The organism is Bilophila sp. 4_1_30, from assembly GCF_000224655.1.
In the GTDB taxonomy this organism is placed as follows: domain Bacteria; phylum Desulfobacterota; class Desulfovibrionia; order Desulfovibrionales; family Desulfovibrionaceae; genus Bilophila; species Bilophila wadsworthia.
On sequence record NZ_JH114233.1, the window covers coordinates 286,513 to 310,125 of the forward strand.

Consider the following 23,613-nt stretch of genomic DNA (forward strand, 5'->3'; position numbering starts at 1 on the left):
TTCCTTCAATTACCCTTCATCTCATCTTCATCCCTGTGCCGCTTGTCGGCGTACATGGAGGCGTCCGCCAACCGGAAAAGCCCAGTGTAGTCGGCTGCATCATTGGGGAAAGCCGCTATGCCGATGCTTGCGGACATGGAAAGGCCGTCCGGCAGGGGGAACGAGAGCCCGCGCCTGAGTTCGTCGATGCGTTTTTCGAGGGCATCCCTTGAGGGCACGTCCCGGAAAAGCGCGATGAACTCGTCGCCGCCGATGCGCCCGGCGATGTCCCCTTCGTTGAGCATGGAACTCAGGCGCCGCGCCGTCTCAATGAGCGCGTGATCCCCGGTGAGGTGGCCGCATGTATCGTTGATCTGCTTGAAATGATTTACATCAATTACCATGAGCACATGCATTCCCACGCTGGGGAGCTGCTGAAGGCTGGCTTCAATGCGCTTTCTGGCCGAACTCGCGTTGTAGAGGCCGGTGAGCGGATCGAGCTGCGCTTTCATGCGGAGCCGTTCCGTATCGCGCTTTTCCGCGTCGATGTCCGCGATTTCGCCCACGAGCCGTACGGGCTGGCCCGATTCGTCGAAAATGGCCACGGCCTGGACCCGGCACCAGAGAAACCCCGAGGGTTGCTTGAGGAAACGCAATTCGGCCGGAGCGGAGTGCCCCGACAGGATCTGGGTGACGAACCGGCGGTAGAGCGGCCTGTCCACGGCATGTATACAGTATTCCGAAAGCGAGCCGGAAGCGCTGTCCACGGCGGGGTCATAGCCGAATTTTTCCTTGAAGCGGGGAGAGAAATAGGAGCAGCGGGTTACGAGGTCGTGTTCGAAGATGATGCGCTCGGAAAGCTCGGTGAGGATACGGTAGCGCTCCTCGCTGATTTTGAGTTCCTGCTGCGTATTGCGCAGGGACGTGATGTCCATGACGATGACGTAGAACCACGAGCGCCCGTTTTCGTCGCGCACGAGCTGCGCCTTATCGAACAGCCACAGGATCCGCCCGTCCGCCTTGGTCACGCGGTACTCCACCGTATCGTAATCGCTGTGCTTGATCTGGCTGTTGATGGAGTCGAGCACGCGTTTGCGGTCTTCCGGGTGGACGAGGTTGTCGAACCGGTTGCCGTAGGCTTCCCTGAATGAGGCCCGCGTGTGTCCGAGCAGCTTGAGGAACCCTTCGCTGATGTAGTCGAATTCCTGTTTTTCGTCGTTGCTGTAGCGGAAAAAGCCGCCGGGGATGTTCTCGATGACCGTTTCGAGGAATTGTTTGGCCCGTCGGAGACGCTTGGCTTGCCGTCCTTGCATCCTGAGCACGAGCCAGAGGAACACCATGCTCAAGCCGATGAAGAACAGCATGAGATAAAGCACTTCCCTCTGGATGGTGCCCACGTTGGCGGTCAGCGTATCCTCCGGGACGATGGAAAAGATGTGCCAGTCCGTGGAGGTGATTTCCAGCTTGCTGTGCGCCATGTAGTAAGGCGAGCCATCGTAGCGGAACAGCCCGCCGCTGCCGAACGTGTCCGATATGTCATTCCCGGTGGCGGCGGGGGCGCCTGTAGGAATCAGTTCCGCGATGTTGTTGTAGCGGGCGAGCTGGATCGGGCCGCGCCCCCGGAACAGGATATGCCCCTGATTGTTGGTGACGAGTACCTGCCCGCTGCCGTTGAAAAGGCGGTCGTCGATGGACATGATGAAGGCGTCCGTCTGTACCGTGGCGAAGAGGGCGCCGAGGACCTTGCCTTTGTGTACGATAGGGGAGACGTAGACGTTGATGGGGGTGTTGTCGGTCTTGTCCACGAGCAGGATGGCGACGGTGGGGGAGGCCGTAAGTGCCCTCTTGAAATAGAGGCGGTCCCGGGCGTCGAAGGTCAGGCCGTCGGTGGTGTGGGCCATGCCGTCGAGGGTGACGAACCCCATGCGCTTGAGCCTGAGCGTGCCGACGGCCCCCGTGATCAGAGGGATGATCGTTTCAGGGTTGCCTTGTCCGAGTTCCCCGAAGACATGGGCCAGCGCCTCGACGGTTTGGATATTGCCGCGCATGTCCGCTTTGATGGCGTTGGCGTACTGGCGCGTCACTTCAGTGAGCTGCGCTTCGGCTTGTTCCTGAATGTTTTGCTTCGTCCTGCTGAAATAGAAGAGGAATACCACGGCGAGCAGGGCGGCCGCCACGATGCAGTACAAAGCATAGGTACGCAATCCCCTCAATTCTCTTTGGTCCATAACGTTTCCTCGGACGAAGTCTGTTCGCCTGCGATGAATAATAACGCGTGTTGATAAGCAATGTCCAGAGGAAGGCAAGAATGGCAGGGCATTTTATGTTAAATAAAACATTTTATGATGTTATATACAACGTATCCGTCCGATCATTCATAGCTGTTTACTTGCATTGAAGCCCCGATGCCTGTACAAGGCGGAGCAAGAGAGGGTTTCCTATGGAGATATGTACGGTGGTCACCCGGGACCGGGAGGAGATGGTGGACATCACGGAACGCCTTTGCGCCGTGATCCGGGAAAAAGGCTGGAGGCACGGCGTTGCGGCACTGTTTTGCCCGCATACGACCTGCGGCCTGACGATCAATGAAGGGGCCGATCCCGATGTGCGCCGGGACATGACGGCCTTTTTCAGCCGCATCATACCGCACCGGGGGGAATGGCGGCATGGGGAAGGCAACAGCGACGCGCACATCAAGGCGAGCCTTATGGGGCCGTCCCTGTTCGTGATTGTGGAGGACGGCGAACCGCACCTCGGCACATGGCAGAGTGTCTACTTATATGAAGGCGACGGCCCGCGTTCCCGTTCGATCTGGGTCCAATGGCTGCCCGCGTCAGAGAATGCCTGATTGACTGTGCCCGGCGGTTTGTGCTTTGGGGACTTCCGAATGATCCCGCGTCAGGGATTCATTCCGGAGGCGGGGGAGGCTGCTTGCCCGTTTCTTTTGGGAGAGCTTCCTGATGCGGCTCGTCCTGCCTTTCCGCCTTGCGCCGGACACCCTTGCGGCGCCCGTGCCCGGTCCGCAGCATTTCCTCATGAATCATCCTGAGAAGTGAGAGCCCGTCCAGGTTCAGCGCCATCGCTATAAGAAGCAAGACGTTGAGGGTGGCGTTTTGTCGGCGGCCCTCAAGCTGGGCAATGTGAATACGAGAGAGACCAGCGAAATCAGCAAGTTTTTGTTGCGATAGCCTGGCCTCCCTTCGGACGCGCCGGAGCACGGTAGCGATAGCGCTTTTCAATCCCGGTAGAGCTTCCATGCCGGGAGATCTAGCCCAGACTTGACAAAAAGATGTATTCTAAAACATACAAAAATGAGACTCCAACCAGGTTATCAGGGCGTTGGTCCGCTCCTGCGCACTAAGAGGCATCCCAAATGGACTCCAGTTCCTTTGACGAAATTTTCCGCAGGTTTCAGAGCGTAACCGGTACGAGCACGCAACAGGAATTGGCGGACGTGCTTGGTATCAAGCAATCGACCATTTCCGAATCCAAAAAGCGCGGCACAGTGCCTCCAGGATGGTTTTTAGTTCTGTTTGAAATGCGCGGGGTGAACCCCGACTGGCTCAAGCAGGGCAAGGGCCCCATCTATCTCCGCACTGAAGACGGGCGCTATATGGAGCCGGAACCCGCCGCCACGCCGCTTGGACGGGGCGTTTCCCTGCCTTATTACGATTCCGATCGCGTGCAGGACGGCGTATGGGAGCCTTCCGGGACGATCATGCTCCCCGAGCCGTATGCCGGGAAGGAACTCCGCATCCTCCGCATAACGGGCGACAGTTTTTCGCCCACCGTGCGCCAGGGGGCTTTCGTGGGCGTCGACACGTCCAGCGTCCGGCCTTCCAGCGGCAGCATCTTCGCAGTGTCCGTGCCTTTTGAAGGCGTCGTCATCAAGCGGGTGTTCTGTGACAGTGACACGCTCTTGCTCCGTACGGACAATCCGCTCCACCCTTCGATGTCCATTCCGCTTGCTGAAGCCGGACGGCTCATCGGCAGGGTCGCTTGGGTTTTTCAGGCGCTCTGAGCCGACAGAGGCCGGCCCTTACCCCTTGCCCCTCACGGAACGGGGGCGGATTTTTGGGTGCGCGGCTCGGCCTGTCCGCGCATTCCGGCGTAACGTGCGCCGCACGCACGGCCAAGATACACGGCAAGCCTCCAGAGAGGCGATTTCCCTTCGTGGGCCAGCCTCTTATTGCCCAGAAGGATACACGCCGCACTCCCCTTCGTGGGGGGCGGAAGCCTGTAGGGCCCGGAAGGCCCCCCCATATTTTGATGGCAACGCAAGAGCCTCATCGGCTCCCGGAGACACTCCTTTCGCCTCCCATTTTATGGGTAAAGTGCAGGGAAAAGGCGTTTTTTCGAAAACGGAAGGCTGTTTTCGACTGTGGGACGGAGTCTGGCTCCATTGTTGTGAAATACGGGCTGATCATATGGTGTTTCCGTTAAAAGGGCGAGAGGCTGGTTATGCATCATATTGCATGTTCTTGTGGTTGATTCGGGACATCTCTCAGTGACAGCCCCTTGCGAATCCCCTATACTCTCGGATTACGGAACCGTTTCGGAGCATGTCTCACAGGAGAGCGTTGTCGTCATGAACATCGGATCATACACTTTTCAGGAATTTAAGCGGCTTGCGGAAAACTTTCACGGTTATGCGGCGCCGGGCCTGCTTATCGGCGGCTACATGGTGGAAATGGCGAAGGCCCGTATCCCCGAGGGGACGTTGTTCGAGGCCGTGGTGGAGACGCGCAAGTGCCTGCCTGATGCCGTACAGTTGCTGACGCTGTGCAGTGCGGGGAACAACTGGATGAAGGTGCATAACCTTGGCCGGTATGCGGTGTCGTTGTTCGACAAGCACACGGGCGAGGGCGTGCGTGTGAGCGTGGATCCCGCCAAGCTGGACGCTTTCCCAGAAATCCGGGGCTGGTTCCTCAAGGAAAAGCCCAAAAAGGATCAGGATGAGGCCCGGCTGCTCAGTGAAATCGAAGAAGCCGGGGACGGCATCTGCAAGGCGGAGCCCGTGACCATGAAGCGCCGCTTCCTCGGGCACACGCATATGAGTGCCATCGGGCTGTGCCCCATGTGCGGCGAAGCGTACCCCAAAGAGGACGGGCCGGTCTGCCGCGGCTGTCAGGGGGAGGCTCCCTATGTCACGGCCAGCCGGGTACTGAAGGCGCCGCCGACGCGGGTTGTGCCCGTTGAGGAGGCGGTGGGCAAAACAGCGGCCCATGACATGACCCGCATTGAGCCGGGCGCGTTCAAGGGGCCGGAATTCAAGGCCGGGCAGCGTATTTCCGTAGGCGACATCTGCCGTCTCCAGCAGATGGGGCGTTTCCATGTCGCTGTGGTCGAGGATGCGCCCGACGCCGGGGATCTCGTGCACGAGAACGACGTCGCGGAAGCTTTCGCCCGCCGCATGGCCGGTCCCGGCGTGACCTACAAGCTGCCCCCGCACGAAGGCAAGATCGATTTTATCGCGGAGCGCGAAGGTTTGTTCAGCGTGGATGCGGAGCGGATGTTCCGTTTCAACATGCTGCCGGAGATCATGGTGGCCTCGCGGCAGGACGCCACGGTGGTGGGCGAGGGTGCGCGCCTTGCCGGGACACGCGCCATTCCGCTGTATATTTCCCGCAGCCGTCTCGGAGAGGCGCTTTCCGCGCTTGGGGAAAAGCCGCTTTTCGAAGTCTTGCCCCTGCGCAAGGCCAAAGTGGGTATCCTTGTTACCGGGACGGAAGTTTTTCAGGGCATCATTGAGGACAAGTTCATCCCGGTCATCACGGCCAAGGCGCATCAGTTCCACTGTGACGTGGTGCGCTCGGTCATTGCCCCGGACGATGTGACGCGCATCGCCGAAGCGGTCCGGGAAATCCAGGAGGCAGGGGCCGATCTGCTCGTGACCACGGGCGGCCTGTCGGTCGATCCCGATGACATGACCCGCCGCGCCCTGCTCGAAGCCGGGTTGACCGACGTGCTGCACGGAGTCCCGGTATTGCCGGGGACCATGAGCCTCATGGGCCGTATTCCTGGCGATCTTGCCCACCCGGAAGGGATGCAGGTGCTCGGCGTTCCCGCGTGTGCCCTGTATTACAAGACGACATTCCTTGATCTGGTGCTTCCCCGCCTGCTTGCCGGGCGTGAACTCACCCGCGCCGAACTCGCCCGCATCGGTGAAGGCGGGTATTGCCTCGGCTGCAAGATCTGCACATACCCCAAGTGTTCTTTTGGCAAATAGCGTAACCAGAAGGCATGGTGAGGACATAATCCGAATGCTCCGTCAAAGAAGGTGGGGAGACCTCTTTGGCGGAGAATGGACTGTCATGTGACGTTTCAATGAGAAGGTAGCGCTACACCCCTCTGACGGAAACCAGGGCTTTTCTCTGGGATCCGCACGGCGTTGCGGAACGCTGAACCGGCGTCCGGTGCGCATGGGCATTTTTCAACGCTGCATTTCTCGAAGGCAAAAAAAGAAGTCCGGTGAAAAGCATCACCGGACTTCTTTTTTTGCCGCTGTCGGTATTTTTCATGTTGATGGTTGGTATAAGAGTAAAACGGAAGCAAGGGAGGGCATCAAGAAAACGCTAGTCCGCTTCTTTATTCCATCCCTCTATCATCATACTAAATTTTTTTGCTTTTTCGTACAAATGAGGGTTTATGACCGTGGTTTTGCCGTCTTTCGCTTCCATCATGACGGACCAGATGCATTGATCCTGGCTGAAAGAGAGCGTGAAGGTTCCGGCAGCCTTTTCCGAAGCCTCTTTCAACGCATGGATGGAAGAGTCAAGCAGCGCGTCCGCGCAAAGAAACTTGCCGGAAGGGGCGCAGATCGAAAAATAAAGGCTCATAGTGCAAGTCCTTTTTCAAAAATGTGTCAAACGGAAGAGATACAACCAATCAAGACACCGTATCGACAGTACCTAAAAAGAGCCCGGAACACTACTGTAGATTGCCTGTCCGTCGCCAGTGCCGCAATGTTGGCCCAACAGGATGGAACCCCGTCCGAGATTTGGCCAAAGGGCTTCCCGCCCGTAATGCTTTTTGAGGATGGCTTTTCCCTGGCAGCCGGATGCCCAAGGAAACGCTTTGGATGTAGGGAAACGGTCTCCCGGCTTGAACCGGAACTGCCCCCAAGCGTCCGTTTTCCGCCTTTATATGAAGTCGGAAGGAATGATCCCGTATTTTTTCAGCTTGAGATAGATGGTCGAGCGTTTGAGGTGGAGCAGGGATTCCGCGCCGTCCGGGCCGCAGACCTTGCCGCCCGTCCGCTCAAGGACATAGCGCAGATAGCGCTCCTCAAGTTCGGGGATCGTGGGAAAATCCGGGATGATGAAGGCCCCCGCCCCCGATCCGGATGCGGCTGATCGGCTGGGTGACACCAGTTCGAGCAAGGGCGCGTTCAGGATGACCGCCCGCTCGATGATGTTCTTGAGTTCCCTTACATTGCCGGGCCAGGAGTAGTTCAGGAGGCAGGCCCGTTCCGCATCCGTAAGCCGGAGGGATGGCCTGCCGTAGCGTTGGCAGTAGGATTCCGCGAACGCCTCCGCAAGCCCGATGATGTCCTCCCGGCGCTCGCGCAGCGGGGGGACCCGCAGAGGGACCACGGAAAGCCGGTAGAAGAGATCTTCACGGAAGCGCCCTTTGGCGACCTCATCGCGCAGATCTCGGTTGGTGGCGGCGACGAGGCGGAACCGGGATATGATTTCGGCGGTGCCGCCCACACGCATGAACCGTTGGTTCTGGAGTACGCGCAAGAGCTTGACCTGCATACTCAGGGGCATTTCCCCCACTTCGTCGATGAAGAGGGTCCCCCCGTTGGCCATTTCGAAGTACCCGATTTTTTGGCTCGTAGCGCCTGTAAAGGAGCCTTTTTCGTGCCCGAAGAACTCGCTTTCGAAAAGCTGTTCCGGGGTGCTGGCCGGATGGACCGCCACAAAGGGCCCCTTTCGCTGGCTGAAAAGATGGATCTGCCGCGCGATGACGTCTTTTCCCGCTCCGGTTTCCCCATAAAGCAGGACGGCGGCGTCCGTCATACCCACCTGCCGCACCTGCGAGACGAACGGTTTCAGCCCTTCGCCGATGATGGGGGCTTCGCCCGTGTTTTTTTGGAGCGTCACGGCGTTGAATTTGGCGTTTTGCCAATGGATTTCCTGTTGCAGCATGTCGTCGAGGCGCAGTGCGGTCCGCACTTCCGCCGCGAACAGCCGCGCCAGTTCCCCGAGTTCGCTTTTTTTGAGCTGCGTCAGAAAGCCCGGCCCGAACCGTGTGTCGAGATACAGCAGCCACGGCTGCCGCCCGCCGACATTCAAGGACAGGCAGATCGCCTGCCGATCCCGGTCCCCCTTCCCATTGCTCAGGCAATCCGCGATCCACGCAATCCGGTCGCGCATGGCCGGGCTTTGCATCTCCGTCCGGGTAAGGTTCACCGAGGCGGCGCACTCCACGGAGTTGCCGCCCGCCGAGGGCCTGAACAGCGCGGCCCGCTCGGCCTTGAGTTCGAGCTGGGCGACGTTGACGATGCGCTGGAGGTTGTCCTCAAGCGTCTGCCGGATGGGGACGTCGTTGAAGGCGTCATGGCAGCGGTCCATGAGTTCTTCTTTCAGGAAGAGGGTGCCGATATTCGGGACGCCCGGCGAAAAGACGTCGCTGTCCCTGTCCCGCGTGGCGAGGATCGAGATTTCGAGGGGGTCCATGTCCGCGTGGGATGCCCGGCCTATGGACTCCGAAACCAGCATCCGGAAGGGGCGGGCCTCATCGTGGCGTCCGAGCCTTTCCAGCGTGTTCGCCAGCTCATGGCGGGACAGGGCCAATTCCCGCACGTCCTGGGAAGAGGCGAGGCAGCCCACGCTTTGGCGGAGGAGGCTTACGGGATCGGTTTCCTCCGCATCCCACAGGTCCGCCCTGCCGTCCCGCAGGCACAGGGCCTTGACGCGGAGTGCCGCACCACGCAGCTGCCGGTTGGGGCTGCGGAGGAGTGCTTCGAGCGTGTCCCGGAATGCGTAGCGGGGGATCTCGGGATACCCCGCCCTTGTGAAGCCATACAGCATATCCAGAATATAGGGATCGACAAAGGGGGAGTGGGGCGAACCCACGGCAATGGCGTTTTCTGTTTCGCGGCGGAGGATGCGGTAGGCGGCGTCGAGCCGTCCGTTGAGATAGTGATAGAGCGCCAGCCCGCGCACCGTGCTGGAGAAAATTTTGGGATTCTCTACCGGATGGGTGCAGGAAAACAGGAAGTCCAGATGGTTGAGCGCTTCGTCCCAATCGCCTTTGCGCAGCAGCAGGAAACAGAAATGGGTCAGCCAGAGCAGGGAGAAGGTTTTCTCTCCGGCAAGTTCGGCTGAGTGGCGGGCGGATTCCACGGTCCCGATAGCGAGGGTGTAACGTCCGAGGTACATGGCCGACTGGCTGATGCTCATGGCATGGAACAGCGCGATCCGGTTGAGCCAGTCGCCGGGTTCCCCCTGATGGACATGGCTGCGCAGCGAATCCGGATAGTTGCCGCTGATGGCATAGAGCAGGCCCGCGAAGCAGGCGATGTGGTTTTTCATCTCCTGTTCGCAGGCGTCCTTCAGGCGCAGGAATTCGGTCTCGATTTCGCTGATGTTCCAGGGCTCTTCGGGGAGCTCCAAGCAGAGCAGCCGCATATAGCTTTTGAGGATGCCGATGAGGGGGCGGAAGCGTTCGTTGCCGCCGTAGCCCGCCAGCTCGTAGGCGATGGACGAGAGCCTGAAAGCCAGAGGAATGTGGCGGTTGGCAAGGATGCACATGCTCTGAAAGGTCAGGGCGAGTCTGCCGTACAGGCAGCTTTCCGAGCCTCCGGCGGTGTACAGGTGGCGCTCGCCCCAGGCGATCAGGAAACGCAGCGCGCATTCCATGCAGATGATGCTGCCCGGCCGCTGCTTGCCGAGATCGTCGCCGATGGCCTCGGCGATGGCGGTGCAGTCGTCGAGGGCCATGTCCGGAGCCCCGAGCCGCGCGAGGGCATGGGTGAGGCTGCCCGGAGGGGCGTTCCGGACGAGAAGGCGCACGAATTCGTCCCGCACGGCATCCGGCAGGCCGGGGCAAACCCACGCGTCCGGGGCTTCGGTATGGGCAACGAACCCCGCGCCGAGGAGCGGTTCAAGAAGGGAGGCGATGGCCTCTTGCGGTTTTCCCGCCAGCACGGCGAGTTCCTGCGTCAGGAGTGGGCGTCCGGCGGCGTGCAGGGCGATGGCGAGGATGGCTTGGGGAAGATTCAGAGAGCGGGGCATGGATACCTCCAAAGGCCGGGGAGGGCGGCGCGTCCGTATGCGGTATATGGCGCATGGTGAGCGGCAGAACCGTATCTGGTCTTATAGGGATATCCGATGGGAATGAAAAGGACTTCATATGAAAATCAGCTATGTCGGAAACCAAACGTCGACACTATGTATGGCGCCTGAAGGATAAAAGGCACCGGCTGAAGGGATATGCCGGACGTGGCCAGCCCTATCCGTCTCTGGAATAAGGTATGCCAACGGCCCGAGGCATTGATTGGTGTGGCAGCAAAGGAAATATGCTTATTGCGGCTGGGGGGATCTGGATAGGAAGTCGGTTATCCTTCCGATTTCCAAGAGGGGATATAGCTTTTTATCCCTCTATCAGCCACCCCACAAAATCGCCAAGCCGGAAAGCCTCCACGGCATCGGGCCCCAACTCGCTGCGGTAGAGAGCCGAATATATCTCTAACGTATAGTGTCCTCTCCACTTCCTTGCTTCATGGGCCTCCCTTTCCACTTTGCAGCCGAATGTCAGCCGGGATGCTGTGGCGGACAGGGAACCTCTGGGGGGCTTTTCTTTATTTATGATGATGATTGCCCCGCCCGGCCTCATCTTGCTCCGCAATGTCGACAATAAAAGTTGCCGCGTCGAGGAGGGCAGGTCCATGAGCGTCAGGAAGGCCACCGCTACGTCGAAAGGTTTGTACGGATAACTGGCCACGTCCGCCATAATGGCCCTCCCCGGCCCGCGGTACGCAACCACGACGTCCCGGCTCCCGTCCAGGGCCACAAACTGTGCCTCCCGCTCATGCAGCGTCGGCGCCAGCACGCGTCCGACGTTCCCGACAGCGCATCCCAGATCATACACTTTGCCGCCCTGCGGGATGTAGGGCCGGGCAATCATGGCCACCGCCGCCGTAGCCATGGCATACCACGGGGACTGCTTCTCGCTGCGCCTGCCCGCTTGGCCGGGGAGCACGTTAAAGGTCCAGTTTCCCACTCCCTGCGTCATGAGCACTCTCCCTGGATGGGTGTTGAAACTATAATCATTACATTGTGTTATTTATGCCATGTGGGTAGCAGTAGTCCCATTGGACCTGCATTTTTTGTGGTGCTCGGCTGCTTCCGGGGCGTCAGAGGAACCCTTTGTGCCAGCCGCTTGAGAGGGCGCGACCATGTTCGTTTATAATAAAAAGTTACTTCAATGAAACTTATAAGTCAACGAAAACCGAACTACCGATGTAACATCGTTTCACTTATGTAACTAAAATGAACGCAGAAAAAGTTTTTGAACAGGTCTGGAGGGAGTTCATCCGGAGGCTTGAGGCCTTGCGCAACCAAAAGCCCAAAGTGACCTATGAACAGCTTGGAGAGATGTGTGGTGTCAGCAAAGTGACCACAAAACGTTGGCTTGAAGGTGCCGGCGGGGAAAAGACGTCCTTCCCGGACATGCTCCGGTACATGCAGGCGGTGGGGATGAATATCCGGGCCGTTATCCCGCAGAGCCAATCTGAAAAGGAGGCCGTCTTGGAGAGCCGGCTTTCCGAGATTCAGAAGGAGCTTGTCATATGCAAGGATGCGCTCAGGCAAGCCGAGAAAGAGCGCGACGCATACAAATCAAGATGGGAAGGTCACTTGGAAACAGTCCGCGCCCAAAGCGGCAACCATCCGTCCGGCCCTTTTGCGCATGGGCAAAAACCGTTGGGGGAAAAGACGGATTGATGGGGTGTGGGATCGAAGGTGTATGCCACGCCGTATCTTCGCCGGTTTCCGCCAGATGATGTTTCGGGAGGCTGACGCTGTCGCCGGAGGAACTTTTTATTTTTAAAGTTATGTCAAAGTAACTTTTTTTGTCGGAAAAGTCCTGTTCCGCAGCTTGGCAGAGAGGAACAGAGCAGGTGCGGCAAAACAAAAGAGGGGGAGTTGCAGACAGGTCCGTGTCTATAAGGGAGGAAAGCCTCACGCCGTGCGGAACAGGGGCCCACAGGTGTTCTAGTGGCTTTCCTCGGATTATCATCTCTGCCGGATGAACCTGTCGGGGGAGCTTGCCCCATCGAAAAAGGCAAAGTGGAAAGAGCCGTGTCTTTATTTTTGGATGATTCCAGTTTTCTGGAAACATGGTGAGGCATCGACGCAAGAAAGACTCTTTTTGAAAAGGATGAATGATTGTTAATGATTCAGGGAAAAGGGATTTTCCTTTTGTCCTTTTTCTACGCCGCTTCAGCGTTTTCTTTTTTCTCTTTTTTCCTGTTTATTCAACGTATTATTTTCACACTAACTCCGTTTTGTCCAAAAAGCTGGACTTCGGGGCCTCTGGTGCTTCCTCTCTGCGGGGGATGCGGGTGCCTTTTTTTAAGATAATGTAATAGAAACATGGGGATCGCTGCTAATAGGCTCCGCGTTTTCCGATTGGCATGTCGATTGCTCTAAAAAGATCAATCGCGTGAACAATCTCAACAGAGGAGCCAGCACTATGGGCAAGGCAACGCAGATCTACCGGAACGGTACGATATTGACGATGGATTCACGGGGAAGCGTGGTCAGCGCGTTGGCTGTTGAAGGCAACGTGGTCCTCGCTGTGGGAACGGACGATGACGTCATGGCCCATGCCGGGCCGGATACCGTGGTCACTGATTTACGGGGTCGGACCATGCTGCCCGGTTTCGTCGACGGGCACAGCCATTTCGTATGGGCCGGGCTCATGTTCGCCACGCAGCTTGATCTTTCCTCCCCGCCGGTAGGCAAGGTGAAGGACATCGCCGAAATCCGCGATCTGCTCAAGGAAAAGGCCGCCTCCACGCCCAAGGGCGAGTGGATTCTTGGATATGGCTACGATGACACCGCCCTTGCGGATCGCCGACACCCGCTCGCGTCCGACATGGACGACGTGACGCCCGATCATCCGGTGCTCCTGCGCCATGTTTCCGGCCATTTGTGCTCCTGCAACAGCCGTGCGCTAGCCTTGGTCGGTTATGACCGGAATACCCCCGATCCTCTTGGCGGGATCATCCGCCGCGACGGGCACGGCAACCCCAACGGCGTTCTGGAGGAACCCCCGGCGATGAATCCCGTTGCCGCGTTGCTGCCCGAAGTTTCCGAGGAAGACTGGATGCGCAGCATCGTAACCGCCTGCGACGCCTATGCCGCGAAGGGCGTCACATCCGCTCAGGACGGCTTCACACAGGAAAAGCAGTGGGCACAGCTCCGCAAGGCCCATGAAAAGGGACTGCTCCGTAACCGCGTGCAGATCCTGCCCGGCCTCGGCTGTTGCGATCTCAACCAGTTCACTTCTCACGCTTCCGGTACACCGCTGACCGCCGACCGCAAGATCAGCCTCGGCGCTGTCAAGCACCTCGTCGACGGCAGCCTGCAATGCTATACCGGCTGCCTGAGCAATCCCTACCACAAAATCATCTATGATCTGCCGGACGGCCCCATGTGGCGCGGCTATATCCAGGAAAACCCGGAAGGGTTCATCGATCGCATCGTGGCTTTGCATCGGCAGGGCTGGCAGATCGCCATCCACGGCAACGGCGATGAAGCCATCCAGCTCATTCTGGATGCCTATGAAGAGGCGCAGAAGCGCTATCCCCGCGCCGACGCCCGGCACATCATCATCCACTGCCAGACCGTGCGCGAGGATCAGCTCGACCGTATCAAGCGCCTCGGCGTGGTGCCTTCGTTCTTCGTGGTCCACACCTACTTCTGGGGCGACCGCCACCGCGACATCTTCCTCGGCCCGGATCGCGCCAAGCGCATCAGCCCGCTCCGCAGCGCCCTGAAACGCGGCATCCTGTTCAGCAACCACAACGACACGTTCGTAACCCCCATTGATCCCCTGCTCTCCGTGTGGTCTGCGGTCAACCGCCTCACCAGCAGCGGGCAAGTCCTTGGCGAGGAATACACCATTTCCGTCATGGACGCGCTGCGCAGCGTGACCTCGTGGGCCGCCTATCAGGCCTGTGAGGAAACGAGCAAGGGCAGCCTCGAACCCGGCAAGCTGGCCGACATGGTCGTGCTTGGGGACAACCCCCTTGCCGTGGACAAAAAGGCTATCCGCGACATTCCGGTGCTGGCGACCATCGTCGGCAACGAACTCGTATACGGGTCGCTGGAATAGCCTTGCCGGAAACCCGGCGGCATGGGGGCGTTCCTTCCCACCTTCTCCGTCGGGTTTCCCCGGCTCCTGTGGTTGCGGATACTCACAACTTTGACGGTTGCCTTACCAAGAGAGGGTTTCATGGAAGCGTCATTTTATCCGTATCTGGGTGCATTGTGTTGGATCGGTATGCTGCTCATGCTCGGGACGTTAATCCGTGCCAAAGTGCCGTTGTTCCAGAAGCTGTTGTTTCCTTCCTCCCTTATCGGTGGCCTCATTGGGTTCGTGCTGATCAACCTTGATTTGGTCGGGATGCCCACCTCCACCGGCTGGAAGGACATTACGCCGAACATTTTCAGTATGATCACCTTCCACTTGTTCGCGTTCGGCTTCGTAGGCATCGGTTTGCTGCAGACCAAGAAGCCCGCCAGCGGCAAGGTTGTGATGCGTGGCGCCCTGTGGATCGCGCTCGTGTTTGGTATGACCTTCTCTGTGCAGGCGCTCATCGGCAAGGGCGTTTTCGTGCTGTGGCAGGATCTGTTCGGGGGCACGTTTGAAACCGTCAACGGCTACCTCCTCGGCGCGGGCTTCACGCAGGGCCCCGGCCAGACGCAGGCCTACGCCACCATCTGGCAGACATCCTATCAGACCGCGAACGCCCTGAGCGTCGGGCTGGCCTTTGCCGCCGTCGGTTTCCTCGTGGCGGGCATCGTGGGCGTGCCGCTGGCCTTCTACGGCATCAAGCGCGGCTGGTGCACCGGAGGGCGTTCCGGAGAGCTGCCCCAGAACTTCCTGCGCGGCCTTATGGATCGCGGTGACAATCCCCCCTGTTCCCACAGCACCACCCATCCCGCCAACATCGACAACCTCGGCTTCCATGTGGGCCTCATGGCGGCGATCTATGGCGTGGCCTATCTTTTCGGGCTGTTGTTCTCCAAGTACATGCCCGCCGGCATCGCCGGGCTCGGTTTCGGCCTGACCTTCTGCTGGGGCATGTTCCTCGCCATGCTGTTGCGCAAGTTCATGGGCAAGATCGACATCCTGCACCTCATAGACGGCGAAACGACCCGGCGTCTGGTCGGCGGTTCCGTGGACTTCATGATCTGCGCCGTGTTCCTCGGCATTGAGATGAAGGCCCTTCAGGAGGTGCTGCTGCCCTTCATCGTCGCCATCGCCGTCGCCACATTCATTACCCTGATCATTTGCGTATGGTTCGGCCGCCGCTCTCCCGAGTACGGCTTCGAGCGTTGCCTGATCATGTTCGGTTACGCCACGGGCACGGCGGCTTCGGGCCTGCTGCTGCTCCGCATAGCCGATCCGGATTACGAAACCCCCGTCGCGGTGGAAGGCGGCCTCATGAACGTCTTTTCCTGCCTGACCTTCCTGCCGGTCACGCTGTCCATGCCGTTCGCGCCGCTGCAGGGATATCCCATCGTCTGGGTGTTCACAGCGGTCATCATTGCGACGCCCATCGCCATGTATCTCTTGAAGTTCATCCGCAAGCCCGCGTTCTGATCCCCCATCGGAAACGGATTGCACATGAGGGATGCGGGGGTTAGCCCCCGGAGGAAAGGGAATGCCGGGTTTCCCTCACCCGGAGTACGTTCAACCCAAAGGAGAGAGGAAGATGAAGAGACTGATGACGCTTTTGTTGGCCGCCGGTTTGGTTCTTGGCGCAACTTCCGCCGCGAAGGCGGTCGACTTCAAGATGACGGGCTTGTGGCAGAACCGTGTATCGTTCGCCGACCGCAATTTTGAAAAGCATAACGGCGACGATAAGATGCGTGCCGCTACCCGTCTGCGTACCCAGATCGACGTGATCGCTTCGGAATCCCTGAAGGGCGTGATGTTCTTCGAAATCGGCCACCAGAACTGGGGCAAGGCCGCCGAAGGTGCCGCCCTCGGTACCGACGGCAAGGAAATCAAGGTCCGCTACAGCTACGTGGACTGGATCATTCCCCAGACCGACGCCAAGGTCCGCATGGGCCTCCAGCCCTACGTCCAGCCGACCTTCACCGGCATCGGCTCCCCGATCCTCGACGCCGACGGCGCGGGCATCACCATCAGCAACCAGTTCACCGAAAACGTGAGCGCGAGCCTGTTCTGGCTGCGCGCCGAAAATGACAACGACCCCGAAATGACGAAGCACGATGCCCACGACGCGATGGACTTCATCGGCGTGACCGTGCCGATGACCTTTGACGGCGTGAAAGTGACTCCGTGGGGCATGGGCGGCATCATCGGGCATGACAGCTTCAAGGGCGGGAACTTCGACCTGAACTATCCTATGGCACAGGGTATGCTTCCCCTTATGGGCACGTCGACCATCGTGGCCAACAGCGATAAGGATCACGGCAGCGCGTGGTTCGGCGGCGTCTCCGCGGACCTGAGCTATTTCGATCCCTTCCGCTTTGCCCTCGACGCCGCCTATGGCAGCGTGGATCTGGGCACCAGCAAGCTGAACGGCAAGAACTTCGACGTGAAGCGCTCCGGCTGGTACGCCGCGCTCCTCGCCGAATACAAGCTGGAATCCTGCACCCCCGGCCTGCTGTTCTGGTATTCCTCGGGCGACGACGCCAATGCGTATAACGGTTCCGAGCGTCTGCCCTCCATCGACCCCGATGTGTATGTGACCTCCTACGGCTTCGACGGCACGAACTACGGCGGCGCGGCCCAGACGATGGGCTACGGCATTTCCGGCACGTGGGCTGTCATGGCTCGTGTGAAGGACATCTCGTTTATGGAAGACCTCTCCCACGTCCTGCGCGTCGTGTACTATCAGGGCACGAACAACAAGGAAATGGTGCGTCAGGGGATGATTTCGAATCCCCAGGATTCGCAGTACAGCATGATGTACCTGACCACGGGCGACAAGGCCGTGGAAGTGAACTTCGACACGGAATACAAGCTGTACAAGAACCTCTCCCTGTTCGTGGAACTCGGCTACATCCGCCTCGATCTGGATAAGGATCTGTGGAAGGGCGTGGGCTACGAAGCGAAGGAAAACAACTTCAAGGGCACCTTCAGCGTCGGCTATAAGTTCTAGACGATTGCGACGCGGGTCTTTGCCTCTCCTCCGGCGGAGGCTCCGCGTTTCAAGGCTTGGGCGGAGACGGTGCCCTTTGATCCGGGCGTTTCCCGCCGTGGGAATACATGACGGGAAACGCGCCTGGACGTGCAGGGGAATCATCCTTCTGCCGAGGGCTTCTGGGGCGGGCGGCCTTCGAAAGGCCAGCCCGTCACTCCGTATCGGGAATCAGCCGGACCCCTTCCTTGCCTCCCCGCTTGGGTGAAACAAGGCGCCGGGTATGGAAAAAGCCCTGCGGAATCCCGGCTGCCGATGCAATGTCGAAAACGGACGCTCTGCGCAATGGCGGGGGGCCGTTTTTGTATGGGGGAACGGCGTCGATCCCGTATCGGCTTGGAATGAATAGGCCGTCCGCACGGTACAGGGCGGAAGAGAGATATTTCTCTTTGCCCCACACCGTGCGGACGGCTTTTTTCCGGCAATGAGGCGAGGCGGCGTTTCGGGATCGGCCTTCGCTGGCTAGGAGGCGGCATTGCCGCCTTACCGGGATATTTGTGCGAGAGCCCGCAATCCACGCGGGCTCTGCCGTTCCGGTCACTGAAGGTCTGCCGGAATCTGCTTCCCCGGTGCGGCGGACGATGCTTCGGCTTCCGCCGGAGGCGCCGTCTCTGCCGGAAAGGTTTTCGTGCTGTCCGCCCTCTTCCCGGAGCGGAGTGCGTCAAGGATGGCGGGGAACGCCTCGTCGACCTTGGCGCGGACCTTTTCGTCGCGGATGATGGCGACGGGGTGGGGCACGGTGATGCAATGCAGGGGGCCTATGCGGAGATTTTGGCGGACGTTGTGAAAAGTCTTGAGAAACGGTTGGGTGAGGATGGTCAGGGTCGGGACGCCCGCGCGTTCGAGCTGGATCTGATCGATGGCGAGCCATGCGGAACAGGCCCGGCAGTCCCCGGTCGCCGCGATGACCAGATCGGGGCGCAGTTCGAGGAGCGTCCGCGCCGTGGCCTCGGATTCGGGCAGATCCTTGGAGACGCCGCTGAGGGCGGGGTCCGTTTCATACGCCTTGATGAATTCGGTGTCCGGAAAGGCGCGGGACAGCAGCGAGTGCAGGTAATCGAGCAGGAGATCGCCGTTGTGTTTGCCGTTCCAGCGCAGGATCACGCGCTTGCCCGAGAGATCGGAAGGCCACGGGGCCGGATCGTAGAGCGGCGGCAGATCGTTCCATACGGTCAGGCTTTCCCACGTCACGGCCTGCTCTCCACGGGCCGGAAAGGCCAGCAGGAATATGGTGCACAACGCGATCAGAACCTTTCCCATGTCAATCTCCTGCGCTTTTTCGGGAAAAAGGCCGCCCGATCCGTGTGCCGAAGGACGGATCGGGCGGGCGGTGAGAGGGTTACTTGAAGGAATCCATGCCGTTCAAGGTTTCGTCATACATGGCGGGATAGAAACGGCTGATGAAGTGGGCCGTGGAGCGGCAGGCCTTGCCGACCACGAGGTCGATGTGCTTGCCGCCGGCGCGGGTGGCAAGGTTGGGGCTCTTTTCGCCCTTGCTGTTTTCGATGTGCCACGCCTTCACGATCTTGCCGTCAAATTCGTCGATGACAATGGAGAAATGCTTGTTCGGACCAACAAACACGTTGTTGGCTCCCCCGTCGAGAACGATTTCCTTGTCGTTTTCAAGGACGATCTCATGGGGGAAAGTGCAGGTCGCTCAGGTTTCGGGACGGGCAAGGAACCGGGTATCGGTCGGCCACACGCTTCCGTCGTTGACTTCAACAACGTCATTATATGCGACGAGGGACACCTTGCCGTCGGCAATGGGCTTGTCGCTCTGGCGGATATTCAGGTGCACGGCGACCTTGCCGTCCTTGGAGAGCGTCCAGAGGCGGTCGCGGTCAACTACGGACATGAGCAGCATCTGGGTGTTCTCGGGGGTCAGGGGGCCGAGGACCTTGGTCACGGTGCCGGACTTGTCGGTCAGCTTCACGGTGGCGGCGTTGGCGGTCACGTCGGTGACTTCAACCTTGGCGTCGCCGATGGTGAAGGCGTCGCCCTTGCCGTAGCTGGCGACCACGGGCTCGTTGGGGGACACGAAGATGGCGGAACAGCTGTCGGTAGCGAGTTCGCGCACCTTCACGGAGTCGCCTTCAATGGCGTCTATGATGACATGCGTACGGCCTACGGTAGCGATGTTGCTGCCGTAAATCATTTCGCTCAGGCCGTTTTCAGCCGTGGGGACGGTATGCCCTTCGGGATCCTTGGAACCCTTGACGAGCGAGCCGTCGGCGGCGGCGTTGCTGATCTGTGCGCCCGCGTAGACCGGGAACTGGGAACCGTAGTAGTTGCCCGTGGTCTTCACGATCTTGAACACGGCGGAATTGCCGCCTTCAATGCCGTAGGTGTCGTTCTCCACGGAGCTGAGTTCCCAGCCGCGGCTCTTGTTGGCGTTGCTCGGAATGACCTGCCCCTTCTTCATGGTGACGTTACGGATGACGTCACGGACATAGCGATCCGTGATGGCATGGTACGTCTTGCCCGCGAGCGTCAGAGGCTCGTTGTCGAAGGGATGCCAGTTGGTGGAGCGGACCGTGATGTACAGGCCGGACGGCGGAATGATGATCTTGCCGTCTTTGATGGTGCTCTTACGGATGACCACGCCGTCGTTGATGGTACGGCTGAGGCCGCTGAGCGTCTTGGCCTTCCTGTTGTTGACGAGCCCTTGCATCTTGGCAAGGACCGCCGCGTCCTTGGCGGGCGATTGCATGACCACGCGGTCGGGCGCGTCGCCTGCCATCGCCACACCGCTCATCGCCACGGCGAGACAGATCGCTGCTGCGGTCTTGCCGATGGCCCGGAGTGAGATATGCGACATACATCCTCCTCTTGCGGCTCGCTCCGAGCTTGGGCGCGGTTCCGGCAACTGCCGAAAACGATCCGCGCGTCAGCCGCCTTCACTATGAAGGCGTGAAGCGATCCGGTTGCTGTTTTTGTCGGCCTCTGCGGCCGTCCGATGCGGGAACCCCTTGCCGGGGCCGCCCGCGATCAGCGTTAGCACGAGCATTCCGCGCCTTCGATGGCTTCGACGGTCACGGCCTGCTTGAGCTTTTCGAGCACTTCGGGCGTAACGCCCTTGACTTCCAGCAGTTCATCCATGCTTTTGATGTCGCCCACGTTTTCGCGGAATTCCACGATGCCCTTGGCCAGCTCGGGGCCGACGGCGGGATTGGCGGAAAGTTCCTGCTCGGTGGCTGTGTTGAGGTTCATCTTGCCGTCGGCGAAGGCGGGGGCGGCGCACAGCACCACGGCGGCGAGGACGGCGGAAGCGATGGTTTTGATGTTCATGGCGGGCTCCTTAGGAAAGGGTATTGGTGGTTTCTGGACGGATAACCCCTTTGCGCACGAGCTGTTCGTACCAGAGCGGGTTATGGTGCCGGATAAACGTTACGGGGATGAATCCCGAGAACATGGACCGCAGCGCGGGGCCTTCGCCGGGCGCGAACGCGGCCATGTAAATATGGATAGGCAGGACAACGGCCATTACGCCCGCGCAGAGCAGATGGATGAACAGGGCCCACTGGGCGGCGTCCTCGGAGCCCGGCGCGACGAGATGGAGCGCCAGCGCGGCGAGGAACAGCCCGGAGAGCGCAAGCCCCACGCTGCACAGCACGGCGGCCACGGCGGCGAGCTTCTGCCCGGCGTTGTAGAAGCCTTGCGGCGGCAGGGCGGGGTCAAGCCCCATGCTGCGCATGGCCTTTTCCCCAAGGACGAGACGCATACCCTTACGGACGCACCAGGTCATGTCGGAGGCCGGGGAGAGGTTGAATACTTCCTTGAGGAAGGGGACTACGTCGTGGCGCAACCCGAAAATGATGTAGAGGAAGTAGACCGCGAGCCACGCCGAACCGATCAGCAGGTGGAAGACGAGCAGTCCGTACGCGCCGAACACGCCGGTCCAGAGATCGGCCCACCACATGCCTACGGGCTGCATGGCCGGGTTGGAAAGCAGGGCGAACCCCGTGAACAGCAACGCGATCCAGCAGAAGGCGTTGAACCAGTGCATACAGACGGCGCTGAGGGAATGACGGCGGATCATGAGCCCTTCCTCTTTTCTTCGTGGGATGCTTCGCCTGTGGGGCGGATCAGCTGGCGCAGGCCCACGCCCACGACCCCGAACAGGGACAGCGCGCCGAGCCAGCGCATCCCGGTAGCCACGGTTCCCATGAAGCCCACGGGACCGGCGCTTTCGGCCTTGGGCCAGTGTTTGTCGGCCACATCGTTCAGATAGGCGAGGGTCGGCTTGGTGGGCGCGTCCTCGGCCTCAACGAACGTGACTTTGTGCGAGCCGAGCGCCTTGCTGACCGGGGACTGTGGGTCGTCCACATCCCCAAACACGCGGGCGCGGGTGGTGCATACGCTGACGCAGGCGGGTTCCATGCCTTCGGCGCGGGAGGACGCGCAGTAATCGCACTTGTCCACGACGCGGCGCGCGGGGTCGATGTGGCGGGCCTGATAGGGGCAGGCGCGCATACAGCTTCCGCAGGCGATGCAGCGGGTTTCGTCCACCATGACCACGCCGTCTTCGGCCTTGTAGGTGGCGTGCGTGGGGCAGGCGTCAACGCAGGACGGCTCGTCGCAGTGCATACAGGCTCCGGGCTGGTAGCGCCAGCCGGAGGGCGAAGCTGTATCGGGCGTTTCCCGTACCCAGTTGCGGGAGAGGCCGTAGGGCACGGCGTTCCGCTGCTGGCAGGCAATCAGGCACGCCTTGCAGTTCAGGCATTTGGAGGCGTCTATGGCCATCACGTAACGGGGCATGTTCTTCTCCGAAATTCATTTGCGGCGTCGCCGCCGGGCCGCCGGGAAGGATTCCGGCGCAGGGGGCGGGGAAAATCCCCGCTCCTCCTCCCCTTACGCCTTTTCCAGCGTGCATCCCACGCCGTTGAACTGGGCTGACACGCGGTCCCAGTAGTTGGGCAGGATGGCATTGATCGGCTTGCTCCGCGTCGCGGCATGGGGGCTTGTGCCCGTGAAATGCGACGGCGTGAAGATGATGCCGGGCCGGATGGAAGCGGTCAGTTCCGCCACGGCTTCTACGGAACCGGTGGCGGTCTTGATACGCACTGTATCGCCGTGGGCGATGCCAAGAGGCTTGGCCGTGTCCGGGTGGACCAGCACATAGCGCCCACGGGAGAATTGGGCCAGCGAGGCGGCGAAATTGGTCATGGTCTGCTGCCACTGGGTCACCACCTTGCCCTGCGTGAGGACGAGGGGGTATTCCTTGTCGGCGTCGGCCCCGTGGGGATTGCCCTTGGGCGGCGTCCAGCCGAACGCGCCCATCAGCTTGAGATCCAGCGGGATTTTGCCGTTTTCCGTGGCGTAGGTTCCGGACGTAAAGACCGTTCCGATCCGTTCCTGTGCGCCTTCCTCGGGCTGGGGCCAGATCAGGCCGTCCGGGGACTGGCGCATTCTGGAAACGCTCATGGCCCTCCAGCTCGGGACCGTATTGCGGAAGCGTTCGCTCAGTTCTTCGGGTCCGGTGAAATCGGGATAGGTTTCCGGGGCCAGCTTGCGCCCGATGTCGCGGTAAAACTGCCAGTCGGGGACACAGCTTCCGGGCGCGTCCACGCACTTGTCGCGCCAGACCACCTGCTTCTCGGCTCCGTAATGCGAGCCCGCGCTTTCCGGGCCGAAGGCGGCGGGCACGAACAGGTCGGCCACATCCATCTCCTCGGTCTTGAAGAAGCCGCGATGGACCACGAACCCCACCTTTTTGATCGCCTCGGCGACGCCGGTGCAGTCGGGGTAGCGGCGGTAGCTGGAATTGAGGAAGAGCACGTCGAGGTTGCCCTTCTTCATGGTGTTGAGCAGGCGGCGGAAGTTGACGCCGGAATCTTTGGCCGGGCCGCACACGGCGTCGACGAATTCCTTTTCGCCTTCGGGCTTGCCGCCCTCCATCGTGAGGAGCCCCCTGCCTGAGCCGATGAGGTTGTCGCGCAGGGCCTGAAGCGCGATGATCGCCCGGATGCTCTGCAACCCGTTGGTATAGCGGGAGAGGCAGCCGCCCATCCAGATGATGGTGCGGGGGCTCTCGGCAAGCGTCCGGTAGAAGGCGGTGACGGCGTCTTCGGACAGCCCGGTGGCTTGCGCTACCTTGTCGACGCTCCACGGCTGCGCGCCCTTTTCCATGAGCTCGAAGCCGGTGATGCTCTCGTCCACCCGCGCGCGGTCGAAGGCTCCGTTTTCGAGGACGAAGCGGATCGCGCCGAGGGCCAGCG

Annotated in this window: 18 protein-coding genes; 6 read left to right on the plus strand and 12 right to left on the minus strand. The window is 60.3% G+C overall.

Annotated elements, in window-relative coordinates:
• Positions 1–5 precede the first annotated feature (5 nt).
• Entirely contained in the window at positions 6–2,207 is a 2,202-nt protein-coding gene (locus tag HMPREF0178_RS13300; RefSeq protein WP_009368563.1) for a GGDEF domain-containing protein, read from the minus strand.
• Between the two features lie 212 nt (positions 2,208–2,419).
• Here HMPREF0178_RS13300 and HMPREF0178_RS13305 point away from each other — a divergent pair, with 212 nt between their 5' ends.
• Positions 2,420–2,827: a secondary thiamine-phosphate synthase enzyme YjbQ gene (locus HMPREF0178_RS13305; protein WP_009368564.1), complete on the plus strand. Its 408-nt coding sequence runs from the start codon at positions 2,420–2,422 to the stop codon at positions 2,825–2,827.
• Between the two features lie 58 nt (positions 2,828–2,885).
• On the opposite strand, the gene HMPREF0178_RS20545 is transcribed toward HMPREF0178_RS13305, so the two are convergent.
• Complete coding sequence (locus tag HMPREF0178_RS20545) at positions 2,886–3,236, minus strand: helix-turn-helix domain-containing protein (protein ID WP_050809280.1); 351 nt, start codon at positions 3,234–3,236, stop codon at positions 2,886–2,888.
• A 116-nt stretch (positions 3,237–3,352) separates the two neighbouring features.
• Between HMPREF0178_RS20545 and HMPREF0178_RS13315 the strand changes: the two genes are divergently transcribed.
• Positions 3,353–4,000, plus strand: a complete 648-nt coding sequence (locus HMPREF0178_RS13315; protein WP_009368566.1) for a S24 family peptidase — start codon at positions 3,353–3,355, stop codon at positions 3,998–4,000.
• A 567-nt stretch (positions 4,001–4,567) separates the two neighbouring features.
• Positions 4,568–6,208 (plus strand): FmdE family protein, encoded by a 1,641-nt coding sequence (locus tag HMPREF0178_RS13320; protein WP_009368567.1) that lies wholly within the window; start codon positions 4,568–4,570, stop codon positions 6,206–6,208.
• 346 nt (positions 6,209–6,554) lie between these two features.
• Here the strand turns inward: HMPREF0178_RS13320 and HMPREF0178_RS13325 are convergent, their stop codons facing one another.
• The 3 genes from HMPREF0178_RS13325 to HMPREF0178_RS13335 form a co-directional block, all read right to left on the minus strand.
• Entirely contained in the window at positions 6,555–6,818 is a 264-nt protein-coding gene (locus HMPREF0178_RS13325) for a hypothetical protein (RefSeq protein WP_005024701.1), read from the minus strand.
• Positions 6,819–7,121: 303 nt separating this feature from the next.
• On the minus strand, positions 7,122–10,223 hold the full coding sequence (locus HMPREF0178_RS13330) for a sigma-54-dependent Fis family transcriptional regulator (protein WP_009368568.1): 3,102 nt from the start codon (positions 10,221–10,223) through the stop codon (positions 7,122–7,124).
• 358 nt (positions 10,224–10,581) lie between these two features.
• Positions 10,582–11,223 carry a methyltransferase gene (locus HMPREF0178_RS13335; RefSeq protein WP_009368569.1) on the minus strand — a complete coding sequence of 214 codons (642 nt, stop codon included), beginning with the start codon at positions 11,221–11,223 and terminating at the stop codon, positions 10,582–10,584.
• Between the two features lie 1,461 nt (positions 11,224–12,684).
• On the opposite strand from HMPREF0178_RS13335, the gene HMPREF0178_RS13350 reads away from it, so the two are divergent.
• The 3 genes from HMPREF0178_RS13350 to HMPREF0178_RS13360 all read left to right on the plus strand — a co-directional run bounded on the left by HMPREF0178_RS13350 (position 12,685) and on the right by HMPREF0178_RS13360 (position 17,356).
• Positions 12,685–14,331 carry an amidohydrolase gene (locus HMPREF0178_RS13350; protein ID WP_009368572.1) on the plus strand — a complete coding sequence of 549 codons (1,647 nt, stop codon included), beginning with the start codon at positions 12,685–12,687 and terminating at the stop codon, positions 14,329–14,331.
• A gap of 120 nt (positions 14,332–14,451) precedes the next feature.
• Positions 14,452–15,825, plus strand: a complete 1,374-nt coding sequence (locus HMPREF0178_RS13355) for a sodium/glutamate symporter (RefSeq protein WP_009368573.1) — start codon at positions 14,452–14,454, stop codon at positions 15,823–15,825.
• Positions 15,826–15,937: 112 nt separating this feature from the next.
• Positions 15,938–17,356, plus strand: coding sequence for an outer membrane homotrimeric porin (locus HMPREF0178_RS13360; RefSeq protein ID WP_009368574.1), 1,419 nt, complete (start codon positions 15,938–15,940; stop codon positions 17,354–17,356).
• 576 nt (positions 17,357–17,932) lie between these two features.
• Here HMPREF0178_RS13360 and HMPREF0178_RS13365 read toward each other — a convergent pair.
• From HMPREF0178_RS13365 to HMPREF0178_RS13395, 7 genes are all read right to left on the minus strand, one after another.
• A complete protein-coding gene (locus HMPREF0178_RS13365; RefSeq protein WP_009368575.1) occupies positions 17,933–18,655 on the minus strand; it encodes a UGSC family (seleno)protein in 723 nt (240 codons plus the stop codon).
• Between the two features lie 79 nt (positions 18,656–18,734).
• Positions 18,735–18,977 carry a hypothetical protein gene (locus HMPREF0178_RS13370; RefSeq protein ID WP_009368576.1) on the minus strand — a complete coding sequence of 81 codons (243 nt, stop codon included), beginning with the start codon at positions 18,975–18,977 and terminating at the stop codon, positions 18,735–18,737.
• Between the two features lie 75 nt (positions 18,978–19,052).
• Positions 19,053–20,213: a hypothetical protein gene (locus HMPREF0178_RS13375; RefSeq protein WP_009368577.1), complete on the minus strand. Its 1,161-nt coding sequence runs from the start codon at positions 20,211–20,213 to the stop codon at positions 19,053–19,055.
• Positions 20,214–20,389: 176 nt separating this feature from the next.
• Positions 20,390–20,683, minus strand: a complete 294-nt coding sequence (locus tag HMPREF0178_RS13380) for a helix-hairpin-helix domain-containing protein (RefSeq protein WP_005024688.1) — start codon at positions 20,681–20,683, stop codon at positions 20,390–20,392.
• A gap of 10 nt (positions 20,684–20,693) precedes the next feature.
• Positions 20,694–21,434, minus strand: a complete 741-nt coding sequence (locus tag HMPREF0178_RS13385) for a cytochrome b/b6 domain-containing protein (protein WP_009368579.1) — start codon at positions 21,432–21,434, stop codon at positions 20,694–20,696.
• Positions 21,431–22,153, minus strand: a complete 723-nt coding sequence (locus HMPREF0178_RS13390; RefSeq protein WP_009368580.1) for a 4Fe-4S dicluster domain-containing protein — start codon at positions 22,151–22,153, stop codon at positions 21,431–21,433. Before HMPREF0178_RS13390 ends, HMPREF0178_RS13385 begins: the two co-directional genes overlap by 4 nt.
• A gap of 93 nt (positions 22,154–22,246) precedes the next feature.
• Positions 22,247–23,613, minus strand: a 1,367-nt coding sequence (locus HMPREF0178_RS13395) for a molybdopterin dinucleotide binding domain-containing protein (RefSeq protein ID WP_039959064.1), incomplete at its 5' end; no start/stop codon positions are given.

Coding starts and splice junctions, on each gene's coding strand:
- HMPREF0178_RS13300 (WP_009368563.1), bottom strand. CDS start 2,207: ATGGACCAAAGAGAATTGAGGGGATTGCGTACCTATGCTTTGTACTGC.
- HMPREF0178_RS20545 (WP_050809280.1), bottom strand. CDS start 3,236: ATGGAAGCTCTACCGGGATTGAAAAGCGCTATCGCTACCGTGCTCCGG.
- HMPREF0178_RS13390 (WP_009368580.1), bottom strand. CDS start 22,153: ATGCCCCGTTACGTGATGGCCATAGACGCCTCCAAATGCCTGAACTGC.
- HMPREF0178_RS13350 (WP_009368572.1), top strand. CDS start 12,685: ATGGGCAAGGCAACGCAGATCTACCGGAACGGTACGATATTGACGATG.
- HMPREF0178_RS13305 (WP_009368564.1), top strand. CDS start 2,420: ATGGAGATATGTACGGTGGTCACCCGGGACCGGGAGGAGATGGTGGAC.
- HMPREF0178_RS13375 (WP_009368577.1), bottom strand. CDS start 20,213: ATGTCGCATATCTCACTCCGGGCCATCGGCAAGACCGCAGCAGCGATC.
- HMPREF0178_RS13355 (WP_009368573.1), top strand. CDS start 14,452: ATGGAAGCGTCATTTTATCCGTATCTGGGTGCATTGTGTTGGATCGGT.
- HMPREF0178_RS13320 (WP_009368567.1), top strand. CDS start 4,568: ATGAACATCGGATCATACACTTTTCAGGAATTTAAGCGGCTTGCGGAA.
- HMPREF0178_RS13330 (WP_009368568.1), bottom strand. CDS start 10,223: ATGCCCCGCTCTCTGAATCTTCCCCAAGCCATCCTCGCCATCGCCCTG.
- HMPREF0178_RS13385 (WP_009368579.1), bottom strand. CDS start 21,434: ATGATCCGCCGTCATTCCCTCAGCGCCGTCTGTATGCACTGGTTCAAC.
- HMPREF0178_RS13365 (WP_009368575.1), bottom strand. CDS start 18,655: ATGGGAAAGGTTCTGATCGCGTTGTGCACCATATTCCTGCTGGCCTTT.
- HMPREF0178_RS13360 (WP_009368574.1), top strand. CDS start 15,938: ATGAAGAGACTGATGACGCTTTTGTTGGCCGCCGGTTTGGTTCTTGGC.
- HMPREF0178_RS13315 (WP_009368566.1), top strand. CDS start 3,353: ATGGACTCCAGTTCCTTTGACGAAATTTTCCGCAGGTTTCAGAGCGTA.
- HMPREF0178_RS13335 (WP_009368569.1), bottom strand. CDS start 11,223: ATGACGCAGGGAGTGGGAAACTGGACCTTTAACGTGCTCCCCGGCCAA.
- HMPREF0178_RS13380 (WP_005024688.1), bottom strand. CDS start 20,683: ATGAACATCAAAACCATCGCTTCCGCCGTCCTCGCCGCCGTGGTGCTG.
- HMPREF0178_RS13325 (WP_005024701.1), bottom strand. CDS start 6,818: ATGAGCCTTTATTTTTCGATCTGCGCCCCTTCCGGCAAGTTTCTTTGC.